At 63.6% G+C, this 13,293-nt stretch carries 17 protein-coding genes; 10 read left to right on the forward strand and 7 right to left on the reverse strand.

Annotated features, from left to right (window positions below):
• Window positions 1–55: 55 nt before the first annotated feature.
• From QZ213_RS14245 to QZ213_RS14255, 3 genes are read left to right on the forward strand one after another with little or no spacing between them, the layout of a single operon-like run.
• Window positions 56–439: an MTH938/NDUFAF3 family protein gene (locus QZ213_RS14245; RefSeq protein WP_291686720.1), complete on the forward strand. Its 384-nt coding sequence runs from the start codon at window positions 56–58 to the stop codon at window positions 437–439.
• Window positions 436–1,299: a phytoene/squalene synthase family protein gene (locus tag QZ213_RS14250; protein WP_291686721.1), complete on the forward strand. Its 864-nt coding sequence runs from the start codon at window positions 436–438 to the stop codon at window positions 1,297–1,299. The genes QZ213_RS14245 and QZ213_RS14250 overlap by 4 nt, the downstream gene beginning before the upstream one ends.
• A 56-nt stretch (window positions 1,300–1,355) precedes the next feature.
• Window positions 1,356–1,526: a hypothetical protein gene (locus tag QZ213_RS14255; RefSeq protein ID WP_291686722.1), complete on the forward strand. Its 171-nt coding sequence runs from the start codon at window positions 1,356–1,358 to the stop codon at window positions 1,524–1,526.
• An 8-nt stretch (window positions 1,527–1,534) separates the two neighbouring features.
• Here QZ213_RS14255 and QZ213_RS14260 read toward each other — a convergent pair whose 3' ends face one another.
• The 3 genes from QZ213_RS14260 to QZ213_RS14270 all read right to left on the reverse strand — a co-directional run bounded on the left by QZ213_RS14260 (window position 1,535) and on the right by QZ213_RS14270 (window position 4,345).
• Window positions 1,535–2,665 carry a serine/threonine protein kinase gene (locus tag QZ213_RS14260; protein ID WP_291686723.1) on the reverse strand — a complete coding sequence of 377 codons (1,131 nt, stop codon included), beginning with the start codon at window positions 2,663–2,665 and terminating at the stop codon, window positions 1,535–1,537.
• 7 nt (window positions 2,666–2,672) lie between these two features.
• Entirely contained in the window at window positions 2,673–4,106 is a 1,434-nt protein-coding gene (gene trmFO, locus QZ213_RS14265) for a methylenetetrahydrofolate--tRNA-(uracil(54)-C(5))-methyltransferase (FADH(2)-oxidizing) TrmFO (RefSeq protein ID WP_291686724.1), read from the reverse strand.
• 86 nt (window positions 4,107–4,192) lie between these two features.
• Window positions 4,193–4,345 (reverse strand): DUF1127 domain-containing protein, encoded by a 153-nt coding sequence (locus QZ213_RS14270; protein ID WP_291686725.1) that lies wholly within the window; start codon window positions 4,343–4,345, stop codon window positions 4,193–4,195.
• Window positions 4,346–5,212: 867 nt separating this feature from the next.
• Between QZ213_RS14270 and QZ213_RS14275 the strand changes: the two genes are divergently transcribed.
• Window positions 5,213–5,437: a hypothetical protein gene (locus QZ213_RS14275; RefSeq protein ID WP_291686726.1), complete on the forward strand. Its 225-nt coding sequence runs from the start codon at window positions 5,213–5,215 to the stop codon at window positions 5,435–5,437.
• A gap of 71 nt (window positions 5,438–5,508) precedes the next feature.
• On the opposite strand, the gene QZ213_RS14280 is transcribed toward QZ213_RS14275, so the two are convergent.
• Entirely contained in the window at window positions 5,509–6,324 is an 816-nt protein-coding gene (locus QZ213_RS14280) for a lytic murein transglycosylase (protein ID WP_291686727.1), read from the reverse strand.
• A 208-nt stretch (window positions 6,325–6,532) separates the two neighbouring features.
• Window positions 6,533–7,447, reverse strand: a complete 915-nt coding sequence (locus QZ213_RS14285) for a DUF2189 domain-containing protein (protein ID WP_291686728.1) — start codon at window positions 7,445–7,447, stop codon at window positions 6,533–6,535.
• Between the two features lie 403 nt (window positions 7,448–7,850).
• Here QZ213_RS14285 and QZ213_RS14290 point away from each other — a divergent pair, with 403 nt between their 5' ends.
• On the forward strand, window positions 7,851–8,255 hold the full coding sequence (locus QZ213_RS14290; protein WP_291686729.1) for a DUF3597 domain-containing protein: 405 nt from the start codon (window positions 7,851–7,853) through the stop codon (window positions 8,253–8,255).
• Between the two features lie 118 nt (window positions 8,256–8,373).
• On the forward strand, window positions 8,374–9,162 hold the full coding sequence (locus QZ213_RS14295) for a fumarylacetoacetate hydrolase family protein (protein WP_291686730.1): 789 nt from the start codon (window positions 8,374–8,376) through the stop codon (window positions 9,160–9,162).
• A gap of 40 nt (window positions 9,163–9,202) precedes the next feature.
• Here the strand turns inward: QZ213_RS14295 and QZ213_RS14300 are convergent, their stop codons facing one another.
• Window positions 9,203–9,481 carry a GNAT family N-acetyltransferase gene (locus tag QZ213_RS14300; RefSeq protein WP_291686731.1) on the reverse strand — a complete coding sequence of 93 codons (279 nt, stop codon included), beginning with the start codon at window positions 9,479–9,481 and terminating at the stop codon, window positions 9,203–9,205.
• Window positions 9,482–9,581: 100 nt separating this feature from the next.
• Window positions 9,582–9,857, reverse strand: a complete 276-nt coding sequence (locus QZ213_RS14305; RefSeq protein ID WP_291686732.1) for a GNAT family N-acetyltransferase — start codon at window positions 9,855–9,857, stop codon at window positions 9,582–9,584.
• Here QZ213_RS14305 and QZ213_RS14310 point away from each other — a divergent pair.
• The 4 genes from QZ213_RS14310 (at window position 9,828) to QZ213_RS14325 (ending at window position 12,990) form a co-directional block, all read left to right on the forward strand.
• Window positions 9,828–10,085, forward strand: a complete 258-nt coding sequence (locus QZ213_RS14310; RefSeq protein WP_291686733.1) for a hypothetical protein — start codon at window positions 9,828–9,830, stop codon at window positions 10,083–10,085. The genes QZ213_RS14305 and QZ213_RS14310 overlap by 30 nt on opposite strands.
• Before the next feature lie 192 nt (window positions 10,086–10,277).
• Window positions 10,278–10,478, forward strand: coding sequence for a hypothetical protein (locus QZ213_RS14315; protein ID WP_291686734.1), 201 nt, complete (start codon window positions 10,278–10,280; stop codon window positions 10,476–10,478).
• Window positions 10,475–12,115, forward strand: coding sequence for an acyl-CoA synthetase (locus tag QZ213_RS14320; RefSeq protein WP_291686735.1), 1,641 nt, complete (start codon window positions 10,475–10,477; stop codon window positions 12,113–12,115). Before QZ213_RS14315 ends, QZ213_RS14320 begins: the two co-directional genes overlap by 4 nt.
• Window positions 12,115–12,990, forward strand: a complete 876-nt coding sequence (locus QZ213_RS14325; protein WP_291686736.1) for a DUF296 domain-containing protein — start codon at window positions 12,115–12,117, stop codon at window positions 12,988–12,990. Before QZ213_RS14320 ends, QZ213_RS14325 begins: the two co-directional genes overlap by 1 nt.
• Window positions 12,991–13,293 lie beyond the last annotated feature (303 nt).

Here is a 13,293-nt window from a genome sequence, read left to right on the forward strand (position 1 = left end):
AAAGTGGGAACCGGTTTTCGGACAAGATCCTGCACCCGCAAACAGAGTCCTAGCCATGCCGAGCCGCTCGGACGCGCCGCATTTTCCGAGGTCCGCTCCTATCGAGGCCTACGGCAATGGCGGCTTCGCTTTTGCCGACATGTCGCATCGCGGCTCGCTGCTGTGCCTGCCGGATGCGATCTGGGGATGGCCGGTCATCAGGCCCGAGGAGATCGACGGAACGTCTCTGGAGCGGGTATTCGCCGCGGCTAACGGCATCGATACGCTGATCATCGGCACCGGCACCGGGGTTTGGCTGCCGCCCTCCGAACTTCGCCAGGCGTTGCGCGCGGTCAGCGTGGTGCTGGACGCGATGCAGACGGGACCGGCGATCCGGACCTACAACATCATGATCGGCGAGCGGCGTCGGGTCGCTGCGGCCCTGATCGCGGTGCCATGAGCAGCGCGGACGAGGGCCGGCAAGCGCGCGAATTCTGCGCCGAGCTGGTGCGCAGCCACGATTTTGCCCGCTACGGATCGACGCTGTTCGTGCCGGCCGACCAGCGCCGCGGGCTGCTCGCCGTGTACGCATTCAATGTCGAGATTTCCCGCGTCAGGGAGGTCGTGAGCCAGCCGCTGCCGGGTGAAATCCGGCTGCAATGGTGGACCGATATGCTGGCGGGCGAGGGCCATGGCGGCGTCGAGGGCAATCCGGTCGCGGCCGAACTCAACCTCGCGATCCAGAACCGCGGCCTGCCGGTCGAGCGGCTGTCGCGGCTCGTCAACGAGCATCAGTTCGACCTCTATAACGATCCGATGCCGACCATGGCGGCCCTCGAAGGATATATCCAGGACACCTCGTCAGCGCTGTTCTCGCTCGGCGCCGCCGTCGCCGGCTGGCAATCCCCCGACATCGAGCATCTCGCGCGCCACGCCGGGCTGGCGCAAGGCATGGCGCAGGTGATGGCGGCGCTGCCGCTGGACGCCTCGCGGCGTCAGTTGTTCGTGCCGCTGCAATTGCTGAAGAGCCACGGCAGCGGCATGGAAGAGGTGTTTGCGGGCAAGGAAACCCCAAAGCTGCGGGCGGCGCTAAATCAGCTGATCGCCGAAGCCCGCGGACACCTGGACTCCGCCTTGGCGCTGCTATCGAGCACACCACCGCAGGTGAGGCCGGTGTTTCTGCCGCTGGCGGGGGTCTCCCGCGACCTCGAGCGGATGGCGCGCGCGGATACGGATCTCTTCACCCCCCACGCCACATCAAGGCTGCGGACGCTATGGACGCTGTGGCGGGCGTCGCGGTCGCGGCTGTTTCGGGCGTGACCGCGTGATATGATTCGATAGCGAAATGGCTGCAGTGGACCCCGTACCGGAATGGCATGGTGGGCGTTGTGCTCGCCTTAATCGTCCTCGTGAGCGTCTTTGCTTTTCTGGTGACTTATTTCCCGGACTTCCAACAGCGCAGCGCGAGTGCTGGCTTTGGTACTGACTGGGAATGCACCGCTCAGCCCAAAGGAGATCCGATCTGCGTCAAGAAGCCGGGCGGGTGACCGGCTGATCACCCGCCTTCGCGGGTGACGACGTCTGTAGTCGAAGGCACGGCCAAGTCGGCCGCCTCGAAATTGAACCGATCCCGCAAATTCTTCCGCGATTCCAGAATGTCTTTCAGGAACGCGCGGTCGGTATCGCTGTTCATCATCGGCTCGATCAGGTCGAGCTGGTTCATGGCGACGAGCTGCAGGATTTCGGTGCGCGGATGGCCGCTGGCGTCGCGCGGCAGGGCCTGCACCACCTGGATATGCTCCGGCGGTTTCGGGCCCTTCGCCGCCGTGAGCTCGTTGCGCAGTTGCGCCTCGAGTGCGGTCCGGTCGGCCTCGACGAAGGCATAGAGCCCGACGCCGGTGCGGCGGTCGGCGAAGGCGACGATGGCGATATCGCGGACGTCAGGATTCTTCCGGATCAGCTCGATCAGCAGCGGGGCGTCATTGACCAGCCGCCGCCCGCCGCCTTCGCGGTCGGTAAAATTGAACAGGCCGCGGGTGATGGCGCGGTAGACTTTCTTGCCGGTCTTGAGCCAGAGGCTGGCGACAAAGGATTTGTGCGCCAGGATCTTGCGCTCCTTCGGCGTCAGCGCTTCCGGTGCATAGCTGCGCTTGTGCTTCAGGAGGTGCCTGAGATCCTCGTAGGCCGCGATACGGAACAGACGGCCGCGCTTCTTGAAGCAGGCGGCGAGCTGGAAGTCAGTGACATAGGCGCGGCCGTTGCTGCCGCGCAGCCAGTTCTGCTCCTTGGCGAGATCGTTATGGCAGATACCGGCGCGATGCAGCTTGCGCAGCGCCGCTTTGGCGGATCGGAAATAGGCGACGTCGCCTGATGGTTTTGCCAGATGCAACGCCACCCCGTCGATGAAGCCGCGCACCAGCGCCTGGCGGCCGGCCCACAAGAGTTCCGGTCCGACCTCGAGGCCGCGCGCCAGCGTCAATGCGCGGCGCTCGCGTCCGAACAGATGAAGCGCCGGGAGATACGACCACCATGGCACGGAATCGAGCCGACGCAGCACCGCATCGACTTCGCCTTGATCGCCACGAAAGCGCCCGCGTTCGACCGTGGAAAATACGTCGCGCTTCAACAACACGCCTTCGATCCATCGCGCCGAAAGTACAGCGGCGTCGTCTCTCGGTAAACTCATGAGGCGCTCACGCTGCCGCAGCTATCTGCAGGTTGTCGGCGATCCAGCAATCGAGATCGGCCAGCGCACGTGCGCTGATCGCCTGCTTTTTGGCAACGGTCTTCTCGTTGCCGCGCAGCCGCGACCCGTCCGGCTTCTTGGTGGGAGGGCTGGCGAGCGGCGGAAATAGCCCAAAATTGATGTTCATCGGCTGAAACGAGCGCGTGCCCGGCTCGATGGTTTCGATATGGCCGCCAGTGATGTGACCTAGCAGCGATCCCAGCGCCGTTGTCGCGGGCGGCGGGGCCAGCGATGTCGAGCGTGCTTCGGCCGAGGCATAAAGGCCGGCGATCAGCCCGATGCTGGCGGATTCTACATAGCCTTCGCAGCCGGTCATCTGGCCGGCGAAACGCAGCCGCGGCTCCGCCCGCAACCGCAACTGCGCGTCCAGGAGCTTCGGCGAATTCAGGAAGGTGTTGCGATGCAGCCCGCCGAGCCGGGCGAATTCCGCATTCTCGAGCCCGGGAATGGTGCGAAAGACGCGCTGCTGCGCGCCATGCTTCAGCTTGGTCTGGAAGCCGACCATGTTGTAGAGCGTGCCGAGCCTGTTGTCCTGGCGCAATTGCACGATGGCGTAGGCCTTGACGGTCGGGTCGTGCGGGTTGGTCAGGCCGACCGGCTTCATCGGGCCGTGGCGCAGCGTCTCGCGGCCGCGCTCGGCCATCACCTCGACCGGCAGACAGCCGTCGAAATAGGGGGTATTGGTTTCCCACTCCTTGAAGTCGGCTTTCTCGCCGGCCAGCAGCGCGTCCACGAAGGCGTCGTATTGCTCTTTGGTCAGGGGACAGTTGATGTAATCGGCGCCGGTGCCGCCCGGGCCGACCTTGTCATAGCGCGACTGGAACCAGGCCACCGACATATCGATGGAATCCCGGTGCACGATCGGGGCGATCGCGTCGAAGAACGCCAAGGCGTTCTCGTCGGTAAGTTGGCGTATCGCCTCCGCCAGCGGCGCCGAGGTCAAGGGCCCGGTCGCGACGATGACGTTGCGCCAGTCCGCGGGCGGCAGGCCGTCGACCTCCGTGCGGCGGATCTCGATCAGGGGATGGTCGTTGAGCGCCTGGGTGACGGCTGCGGAGAACCCGTCGCGGTCCACCGCCAGCGCGCCGCCGGCGGGCACCTGATTGGCGTCGGCCGCGCGCATGATCAGCGAGCCCAACCGCCGCATTTCGGCGTGCAACAGGCCGACCGCGTTATTGGCGGCGTCGTCGGACCTAAATGAATTGGAGCACACGAGTTCGGCAAGGCCGTCGGTGCGATGCGCTTCCGTCATCCTGACCGGACGCATCTCGTAGAGCGCCACGGGAATGCCGGACTGGGCAACCTGCCAGGCGGCTTCCGAGCCGGCGAGGCCGGCGCCGACGATATGCACGGACTCAGTGTGGGATTTGGTGCCTGTCATAGGCACAGAGGTAGCGCGTAGCGGCAGATACGACAACGCCCGCGGCGACGGCGGGCGTTATCCGTTCGACAGTCAGCTGATGAATATCAGCCGTTATAGGAGCCGGAGGCAACGCGCGGAATGTCCGAGCGATCAAGGCCAATATCGGCCAGTTCGCGATCGCTGAGCTGGGACAGTTCGCTGACATTGCGCTGATAGTCCCGGAACGCCTGGATCATGCGAATGAGCGAAAGCAACATGGTAGTCTCCTTGCAGTTACGATTCAGCTCTTGGACAAGCCGCGTCGTTGAAATGAATATAGTGCGATGTTTCTCGTTCCAGAAGATCAAATGGTGCGGTGCAGCTAAGCATAGAGCGCATGGCAAAGGTAAGAAACGATTAACCCTTCAGCGCAGGCGCTCCAAGAAGCCCCTCGAGTGACCCAATCGTCGCTCCAATACCCCAAAATCTTCCGTGTAATCACAGTATTGGCACATCGCGGACACGGTGGTCACGAAGGCAGAGATAGCTCCAGGCGGGTCGAAGACAAGTCCGGGGAAGCCAAAACCGGGCTCTGCAGGCTCCCAGATAGGGCTGCAATATTGCATTCGCATGCGTGATTCGCATGCGGTCAAACAATTATGAATTAAAACTCATTATTTGTGCCGCGTTGCAGTATAATGCAGAGTTGAAGCGGATGCGTGACGCGTGCCCGGTTCCCATCTCGGTGCCTCTCGATCCGGCGATTCGGGACGACGACACATGGCGCCGTGGACAGCCGCGTTTGGCGGGAGCTGCGGTGCTAAGGCAGGATTCCGAAACGCAGCCGCGCAACGCCGCGTAAGCTCTCGAGCCGGCGCGCCCCTCATCGGCATGATCTCACCGAACATGATTTGGTAAGGTCGATGCCGCCACGCGGCAATCTTACCGACGTGTAATGCAAATGCGTGGTTACGCATGAGGCCCTGCATCGCACGCTCATCACAGTTTTATCGCGCGAAATTCATTCCGAAACTCCGCTCCGGTCGGCGATGAATTGTCGCACAGATTCCGGCAATGACGCTGCATCTGTTTAAGAAGGAAATTGGGGAAGCAACATGATCAATAAGTTACTCGGAGCAGCCGCAATGGCTGCCGTTGTCTACTCGACTGTTCCCGCATCTGCTGCGAGCATGGGTGGTTGCAGCGGCGAGAACCTGACCAAAACCGAATCCATGATCGAAGGCATGGCCGACGGCGAAGGCAAGGCGGTGGCGCAGAAGGAAGTCGCGATGGCGCAGGCTGCGATGCTCGAGGGCAAGATGGGGGCTTGTGCTGCCCATATCGGCAAAGCGATGCACGTGGCGAAATAAGCCTCGCGCAGAGGGGCCGGTTGCGCCAAGCGATCGGCCCTTCGGGCGCGGGACGGGACAAATTCCAGGAGTCAGGGGGCGTGCGAGAGCTGGGTAGCAAAATACGCGATCGTCTTCGCATAGACCTCGCTCTTGTTCCATTGCTGGAGCACGTTGAAATTCGCGCTGCCGGGCTCCCAGTCCTTGCCGCGCTGCCAGCCATAGCTGGCGAGATAATTGGCGGTCGATGCCAGCACGTCGGGCGCGCTGTGCAGGAGGTCGCGACGGCCGTTGCCATCGAAATCGACGGCGTATTTCAGATAGGACGACGGCATGAACTGGGTCTGGCCGATTTCGCCGGCCCAGGCGCCGCGCATTTCTGACGGCGCCAGATCACCACGCTCGAGGATGCGCAGGGCGTCCATCAGCTCGGCCCGGAAGGTATCCGCGCGGCGGCAATCGTACGCCAGCGTTGCCAGCGAGCGGATGGTCGGAAATTTCCCGGTATTGACGCCGAAATCCGTCTCCAGTCCCCAGATCGCCACCAGCACTTCGCCGGGAACGCCGTAGCTTTGTTCGATGCGTCCGAGCACCGACCCGTATTGCTTCATCATATTCGCTCCGCGGGTGAGGCGGGGAGGCACCATGCGGCCGGAGAATTCCTCGAAACTTTGATTAAAGACCCGCTGCGAGCGATCCCGCGAGAGCACCGCCTGGTCCGGCGTCAACCCGTTCAGTCCGGCGGCAATCGCGGCTTGCGAAATTCCCTTGGCCGCTGCGTCGGTTTTGAAGTCGTCGAGCCAGCTTGCAAAACTGCCAGCGCCGCAGGTCGCAGCCAGCGCCGGCGCTGCCGATATTGTCAGCACAGCACCAACCAGGAAGGCTCGGAAGGATAATTGAGGGGTCATCGGGACCTCTACTCCGAATTGATTTCTCGAATGAAGAACGTTTCCCCGACGATTCGGAATGTCGATGGCAACCGCGGCCAAAACAAGGCTCGCTGGGAACCGGTGATTCCTGGCGAGTGAAACGTGATGAAACAACCACCGACCCTTAGCACGCGAAAGCCGCCGGTCGATAATCGACCGGCGGCTTATTTGCGTTGCCTGTCAGGGGCTATGCCCGGTCCTTGCGGCGCCACGGAAACAGGTTGGCCGGGAAATCCGCCGCCGGGCGCCGCTCGCGGTGCGGGCGCGGAGGAATTGGCCGCGGATTGGGATCCGGCGCGATTACCTTGCGATAGAGATGCCAGGTGGCGTGGCCGAGCAGCGGAATGACAACGGCAAGCCCGAGGAACAGCGGCAGCGATCCCAGAACCAGCAGCAGGGCGACGATCAATCCCCATGCCGCCATCGGAACGGGATTACGCGCCACCGCCCGCAGCGATGTCACCATGGCGTCGCCGATGCCGGCATGACGGTCCAGCATCAAAGGGAACGAAACTACGCTGACGCACAGCGCCACCAGGGCAAACAGGAAGCCGACGCCGCAGCCGACCACGATCAGCCACCAGCCCTGCGGTGTCGTCAGCACGCGGCTGGCGAAGTCGGGAACATCGGCCGCGGCCTGGTAACCGAACGCCGCCACGTAAATCTCTTGGGCGGTGGCAACCCAGGTCACGAACAGCGTCAGCAGCAGCGTACCGAGCCCGAGCATGGCGCCGAACGAGGGCGAGCGCAGGACCTCGACCACATCCCAGGCGGACGCGGGTTCGCCGGCCTCGCGGCGGCGGCTGAGCTCATAGAGACCGAGTGCCGCGAACGGCCCGAGCAGGGCAAAGCCTGCGGCCAGCGGAAACAATAGCGGCAGCACCGAATAGCCCAGCACCGTGCGCGCCAGCACCAGGCCAAGCACCGGATAGATCGCGCAGAGGATGATGGCGTGGCTCGGCACCGCCTTGAAATCCTCCCAGCCGAGCCGCAGTGCCTCATGCAGATCGGACAGGCCGATGGTTTGGATGATCGGCGCAGCCGCGCTGTCCGGCGCAGGCTGAGCCAATGGTGTGACATTGCCGGGATAGGGGGTGGCCATGGTCGTTTTCTCCCTTGCCGCTTGCCGCGCATTTCGGGCTCGCTTGCGCGCGCATGCGGCCGTCTTTGGAAACGATCACGATCAGGGCCAGACGCGAAGACAGAAAACCGAAGCTGGCCATGTCGCGAACTGAACCGTAACGGTACTCCCATTCATCCGCGCCGTCGCTCACGCTTCGGTGATGCTGCGCTGTGTCAGCAAGTGGGCACATGCGTTGCCATTCTGCCGTCATTCCGCCGCAGATAACCGATTTCCGCCGGCTCGTTTGCCTGCGGCTGCGTGCTGCATTGGCAATGCTCCCGACCCGGAATAGACTTTCACCAACCGGCCCTGGCGCTGCCGGCAGCGAAGCAAAGTGCCGTTCAAGCCTTCACAGCATCTTCAAGTTCACAGGGAGCAAACGATGAGCATCTTCGGCAAAATCATGAGCGCGATCTTTGGCTCCAAGGCAGCCGCGACGCCCGCAGGCGGCAGCACGCCTGCATCCGGTGGTGCCGCCGGCACGGGGGCGGCTCCCGCAGGTTCCTCCGCACCGGCCGCGCCGGCGCAATCCGTCGATGTCGCGGCCATCGTGGACAAGGCGGCCGCCGCCAAGGGCGAAAAGCTGGAATGGCGCACCTCGATCGTCGATCTGATGAAGGCGCTCGATATCGATTCGAGCTTCGCAGCACGCAAGGAGCTGGCGAAGGAACTCGGCTACAGCGGCGACAGCAATGATTCGGCCAGCATGAACATCTGGCTGCACAAGCAGGTGATGGCGAAATTGGCCGCGAACGGCGGCAAGCTGCCGCCGGAAATCAAGCACTGATGATTCCGCTGCAGGCAGGGATCAAGGTCCGCGCTCGCGCGGGCCTTGCCGGGCTTGGCCCCGCGGCGCTAGATACGCGTCCGATCAAGAAAAAGCGGGGAAAACAAGGAGCATGCCCATGAATCCCGATCGCCGAACCATTCTCGCGACAGGCGCGCTGGCGCTGGCGGGCGCGGCGACACACAGCGTTCCGGCCGAAGCGCAAATTAGCCCAAAGCCGATTTTTTCGGTGCCTGCGACGACGATCCCGATCGTCGGCGAGGAGGGCGTGTTTCCGGTCCGCCGCATCTATTGCATCGGGCGGAATTATGCCGCGCACGCGATCGAGCGCGGTTCGGATCCGACGCGGGAGCCGCCGTTCTTTTTCCAGAAGCCGACCGACGCGATCCAGAATGTCGCGATCGGAGCCGTCGCGGACCATCCATATCCTTCGCTGACCAGGAATTATCACCATGAAGTCGAGCTGGTGGCGGCGCTGAAATCGGGTGGCAGCAATATCTCCCCAGAACAGGCGCTCGACCACGTCTACGGCTACGCGCTCGGCCTCGATATGACCCGGCGCGACCTGCAGAACGGCATGGCGGCGGAAAAGAAGCCGTGGGAAATCGGCAAGAGCTTTGATCACGCCGCGGTGCTCGGCCCGATCCATCCGGTTCCCAAGACCGGACACTTCACCAAGGGCGCGATCTCGCTCGCCGTCAACGGCACGGTGCGGCAGAACTCCGATCTGGACAAGATGATCTGGAGCGTTGCCGAGCAGATTGCAAAATTATCCGAGGCCTTCGAGCTAAAGGCCGGCGACATCATCTATTCCGGCACGCCGGAGAATGTCGGCCCGGTCGTGAAGGGCGATGTGCTGCTGTGCAAGCTGGAAGGCCTGCCGGACATGTCGATCAGGATCGTGTGAGTTGATCGTCGCCCCCGCGAAAGCGGGGGCAACCATGCAATCATCCCGCGATATCCGCGAATTCCGGATGCTTGTGCAGATAATCCACCACGAAACCGCAACCCGCAATCACCTTCATTCCATCGCCGCGGATCAGCTGCAACGCACCCTTGACCAGTTCCGAGGCGATGCCGCGGCCACGCAAGCTAGGCGGGGTCTCGGTGTGGGTGATGATGACGGTCGATGGCGTCAGGCGATAATTCGCGAACGCCAGCCCGCCCTGGGCGTCCAGCTCGAAGCGGGAGAGGGCCTTGTTGTCGCGGACGCTGACCGTCGCCATGATTCTGTTTCGCTGAATGATTATTCAGGTCTGATATTTAGATCCGTCAACGCTCGCATGCAAACCGGCTACACCATGACAGCAAGTTGCTCGACTCGCGCTAGGCTTTCAGCAAATCGGCATATTCAGGGTGCTTGTCGATATAGGCCTTCACGAACGGGCACTGGGCGATCACCTTCAGGCCGTCGGCGCGCACCTGGTCGAGCGCGCCTTTGATCAGTTTCGAGCCGATGCCCTTGCCGCCGAGTTCCGGCGGCACTTCGGTGTGCACGAAGGTGATGACGCCGTCGGCGAGTTCGTAATGGGTCGCGGCGATGTGGCCGTCGACCGTGAGCTCGTAGCGGTGATGGGCCGTGTTGTTGACGATGTCGCTCATCGCATCTGTGCTCAAATCAGTTATGGCGTGCTTATAGACGAGAATATGTGCTTGGATCACGGCCGTGCGCGCGAAATCATCGCCGGAGAGGTTATTATCATGGCCAACGACAAAGGCCCCAACGTCAAGAAAAAGCAGAAGTGCAAAAATTGCGAGGGCAACGGTCTGCTGAAAAAGGGCGACAAGGTCGTCAAATGCCAGCGCTGCGGCGGCACCGGGTTGCGCTGACCGCACCCCAGTCGACCCGACGCGGAACGTCCGCGCCGCTTGTGGAGGCGACCCGGCATGGCAATCAGGATGTTCATCCTGATCGCGCCTTTTAGCTCCACTTGCGGGGCGGCGGCGGATGGCGATAAACAAGGCCCGACGACGGTACGGGGCCCGACAAAACGCCCCCCCAGTGTCCAAGGGGAAACCTCCATGAAGCTTGTGCTGAACCTGCTCGGCGTCGTCCTGCTGGTGATTGCCGCGGTCTATTTCCTGCTGCCGGCGGATCAGTTGCCGGGCTTCTTCCCCGGGCATGAGGCCGGCGTGACGCGGATGCATTACAAGCACGGCATTGTCTCCGGCGTCGCCGGCATCGTGCTGCTGGCGGCCGGCGTCTGGATGGGACGGCGGTGACGGAAGAGACCGCCACCGCGCCGACAGGCGGCGTGACGCGGATGTCGCGCCGGGTCATGAACCTCGCGCATCTCCTGACCCAGAATTCCCGCCGGCATGGCGACCGCGTTGGTTTCATCTGGGGCGACCGCAGCTCGACCTGGCGCGAGATCGACGCCAAAGTCTCGGCGCTGGCGGCGGCGCTGGCCGCGCGCGGCATCACGAAAGGCGACCGCATCCTCGTTCATTCCAAGAATGGCGACGAGATGTTCTGGTCGATGTTTGCAGCGTTCCGGCTCGGCGCGGTCTGGGTGCCCACGAATTTCAGGCTGATGCCGGACGAGGTGGCCTATCTCGCCACCGCCTCCGGCGCCAAGGCGTTTCTGTGCCACGGCGATTTTCCGGGCCATGCGGCGGCCGTGAAAGCCGCGTGCCCGGCGCTCGGCTTTACCTGGCGGATCGGCGAGGGAACGCTCGGCGAGACATCCGTCAGCGCCGCGGTCGCGGCGCATGCCAGCGCAAGTGTTGAAAATGCCGGGGTCGAGTACGACGATCCCTGCTGGTTCTTCTTCACCTCGGGCACGACCGGCCGGTCCAAGGCGGCGGTGCTGACCCACGGCCAGATGGCTTTTGTCATCACCAACCACCTCGCCGACCTCATGCCGGGGACCACGGAGAATGACGCCTCGCTCGTCGTCGCCCCGCTGTCGCATGGCGCCGGCGTGCATCAGCTCGTGCAGGCCGCGCGCGGCGTGCCGACCATTTTGCTGTCCACCGAGCGCTTCGATATCGACGAGGCGTTCCGGCTGATCGAGCGGCACCGCGTCAGCAACATCTTCACCGTGCCGACCATCCTGAAGATGATGGTCGAACATCCCGCCGTCGACCGCCATGACCATTCTTCGCTGCGCCACGTGATCTATGCCGGCGCGCCGATGTATCGCGAGGACCAGAAGACCGCCTTGAAGAAACTCGGCAAGGTGCTGGTGCAGTATTTCGGGCTCGGCGAGGTCACCGGCAACATCACCGTGTTGCCGCCGACCTTGCACGATCCCGATGACGGGCCGCAGGCGCGGATCGGTACTTGCGGCTTCGAGCGCACGGGCATGCAGGTTGCGATCCAGGGCGATGACGGGCGCGAACTGAAGCCGTTCGAGACCGGCGAGATCTGCGTGATCGGCCCCGCCGTGTTCGCGGGTTACTACGACAATCCCGAGGCCAACGCGAAGGCGTTTCGCGACGGCTGGTTCCGCACCGGCGATCTCGGCCACATGGACGAGGAAGGTTTTGTCTACATCACCGGCCGCGCCTCCGACATGTACATTTCCGGCGGTTCCAACATCTACCCGCGCGAGGTCGAGGAAAAAATCCTGACCCATCCCGCGATCGGCGAAGTCGCGGTGCTCGGCGTGCCCGATCCGGTCTGGGGCGAGGTGGGCGTTGCCGTCTGCGTCGTGCGGGAGGGCGCGAGCGCCGTGAGCGAGGCGGACATGGCCGGCTTCCTCGCTCCAAAAGTGCCGCGCTACAAAATGCCGAAGCGGTTTTTCTTTTGGGACGCTCTGCCGAAATCCGGCTACGGCAAGGTGCCGAAACGCTTGGTCCGCGACGAGCTGGAAGCGCGCGGGCTGCTCGATCTCACGACCAAGCAAACAAGCTGATGCGAAGCATTCAACAGCCCGGTCCACCCGCGCCCGAGCGCATCCAGTGGGTGGAAGCGCGTGGCCGCGCCTTCTCCTTCACGCTGCAAGCTGGCCTATCGCTATTGGAAGCGGCGCGCCGCGGGTTTGCGCGAGAGGGATTTGCCGGCGGCGTGCTGAACATAAGGGAAGGGTCGCTCGGCCCCTTCGCCTATGTCATGCCGGCGCTGTCGAAGACCGGCGAGAACGCCGCGTTCTACAGCGACACCTTCCGCCCCGCCGGCGTCACACGGCTCAAGACGGGCGCGATGACTCTTGGACAGCGCGACGGCGCGCCCTTCTTCCATTGCCACGCGCTGTGGCGCGAGGCCGACGGCCGCAACGGCGGCGGCCATATCCTGCCCGAGGAGACCGTGGTCGCCGAGCCGTTCGAGGTCGACGCCTTCGGCCTCGATGGCGCTGAATTCACCGGGGAGCCCGACCCCGAGACGAATTTCAAACTGTTCGGGCCGGTGCCCCGCGCGCTTAGCGAAGCGAAGACGACCAGCCGCGCCTTTGCGCTGCGGCTGCGGCCGAACCAGGATGTTGCCGGCGCGCTGGAAGCCTTCTGCCGGCAGCACGGCATCTTGCGCGCCCGGCTGCGCGGCGGCGTCGGCTCGACCATCGGCGCCCGCTTCACCGATGGAAGCAGCGTCGTGCCGTTCGCGACCGAACTTGCGATCCGCTCCGGCACCGTCGCGTCGCATCCGGACGGCACGCTGGTGGCGGAGCTGGATGTCGCGCTGGTCGATTACCTCGGCGGCCTCGCGGAAGGGACGCTGATCCGCGGCGACAATCCGGTGCTGATGACAATGGAGCTGGTGCTGGAAGTGCTGGGCGAGGAGGCGAGGGCGTAGGCCGAAAGCGACCGCGGCTCGATGTTCGGATTCACATTTCAAACAGCCAACACCGTCATTGCGCCAGCTTTCCGTGCGGCAAAGCTGGATTGCTTCGCTTCGCTCGCAATGACGATTGCAAGACGTGCGTATAATTCCCGCGGCGCGATACGCCCGAGTTTTGCAAAACCTTCCGCCCAAGAGAGGGCGTGGGAAATGCCGGGCGCCCAGTGCACCCGCAGCCTCGTGTGCGCTGGGGTAGTTCAGAATGCACACGAGTATTCACAGCGGTCGCACCGGAAATCACCCGGCATCCCCGCACGC

This window comes from Bradyrhizobium sp. (assembly GCF_017881085.1).
GTDB lineage: Bacteria > Pseudomonadota > Alphaproteobacteria > Rhizobiales > Xanthobacteraceae > Bradyrhizobium.

Excerpts from the sequence above, each read along its gene's own strand:
- QZ213_RS14310 (WP_291686733.1), top strand. The coding sequence starts at position 9,828 with ATGGGCCGTGTTGTTGACGATGTCGCTCATCGCATCTGTGCTCAAATC.
- QZ213_RS14300 (WP_291686731.1), bottom strand. The coding sequence starts at position 9,481 with ATGGCGACGGTCAGCGTCCGCGACAACAAGGCCCTCTCCCGCTTCGAG.
- QZ213_RS14305 (WP_291686732.1), bottom strand. The coding sequence starts at position 9,857 with ATGAGCGACATCGTCAACAACACGGCCCATCACCGCTACGAGCTCACG.
- QZ213_RS14275 (WP_291686726.1), top strand. The coding sequence starts at position 5,213 with ATGGCTGCCGTTGTCTACTCGACTGTTCCCGCATCTGCTGCGAGCATG.
- trmFO (WP_291686724.1), bottom strand. The coding sequence starts at position 4,106 with ATGACAGGCACCAAATCCCACACTGAGTCCGTGCATATCGTCGGCGCC.
- QZ213_RS14255 (WP_291686722.1), top strand. The coding sequence starts at position 1,356 with ATGGTGGGCGTTGTGCTCGCCTTAATCGTCCTCGTGAGCGTCTTTGCT.
- QZ213_RS14325 (WP_291686736.1), top strand. The coding sequence starts at position 12,115 with ATGCGAAGCATTCAACAGCCCGGTCCACCCGCGCCCGAGCGCATCCAG.
- QZ213_RS14270 (WP_291686725.1), bottom strand. The coding sequence starts at position 4,345 with ATGTTGCTTTCGCTCATTCGCATGATCCAGGCGTTCCGGGACTATCAG.
- QZ213_RS14260 (WP_291686723.1), bottom strand. The coding sequence starts at position 2,665 with ATGAGTTTACCGAGAGACGACGCCGCTGTACTTTCGGCGCGATGGATC.
- QZ213_RS14280 (WP_291686727.1), bottom strand. The coding sequence starts at position 6,324 with ATGACCCCTCAATTATCCTTCCGAGCCTTCCTGGTTGGTGCTGTGCTG.
- QZ213_RS14285 (WP_291686728.1), bottom strand. The coding sequence starts at position 7,447 with ATGGCCACCCCCTATCCCGGCAATGTCACACCATTGGCTCAGCCTGCG.
- QZ213_RS14315 (WP_291686734.1), top strand. The coding sequence starts at position 10,278 with ATGAAGCTTGTGCTGAACCTGCTCGGCGTCGTCCTGCTGGTGATTGCC.
- QZ213_RS14295 (WP_291686730.1), top strand. The coding sequence starts at position 8,374 with ATGAATCCCGATCGCCGAACCATTCTCGCGACAGGCGCGCTGGCGCTG.
- QZ213_RS14290 (WP_291686729.1), top strand. The coding sequence starts at position 7,851 with ATGAGCATCTTCGGCAAAATCATGAGCGCGATCTTTGGCTCCAAGGCA.
- QZ213_RS14250 (WP_291686721.1), top strand. The coding sequence starts at position 436 with ATGAGCAGCGCGGACGAGGGCCGGCAAGCGCGCGAATTCTGCGCCGAG.
- QZ213_RS14245 (WP_291686720.1), top strand. The coding sequence starts at position 56 with ATGCCGAGCCGCTCGGACGCGCCGCATTTTCCGAGGTCCGCTCCTATC.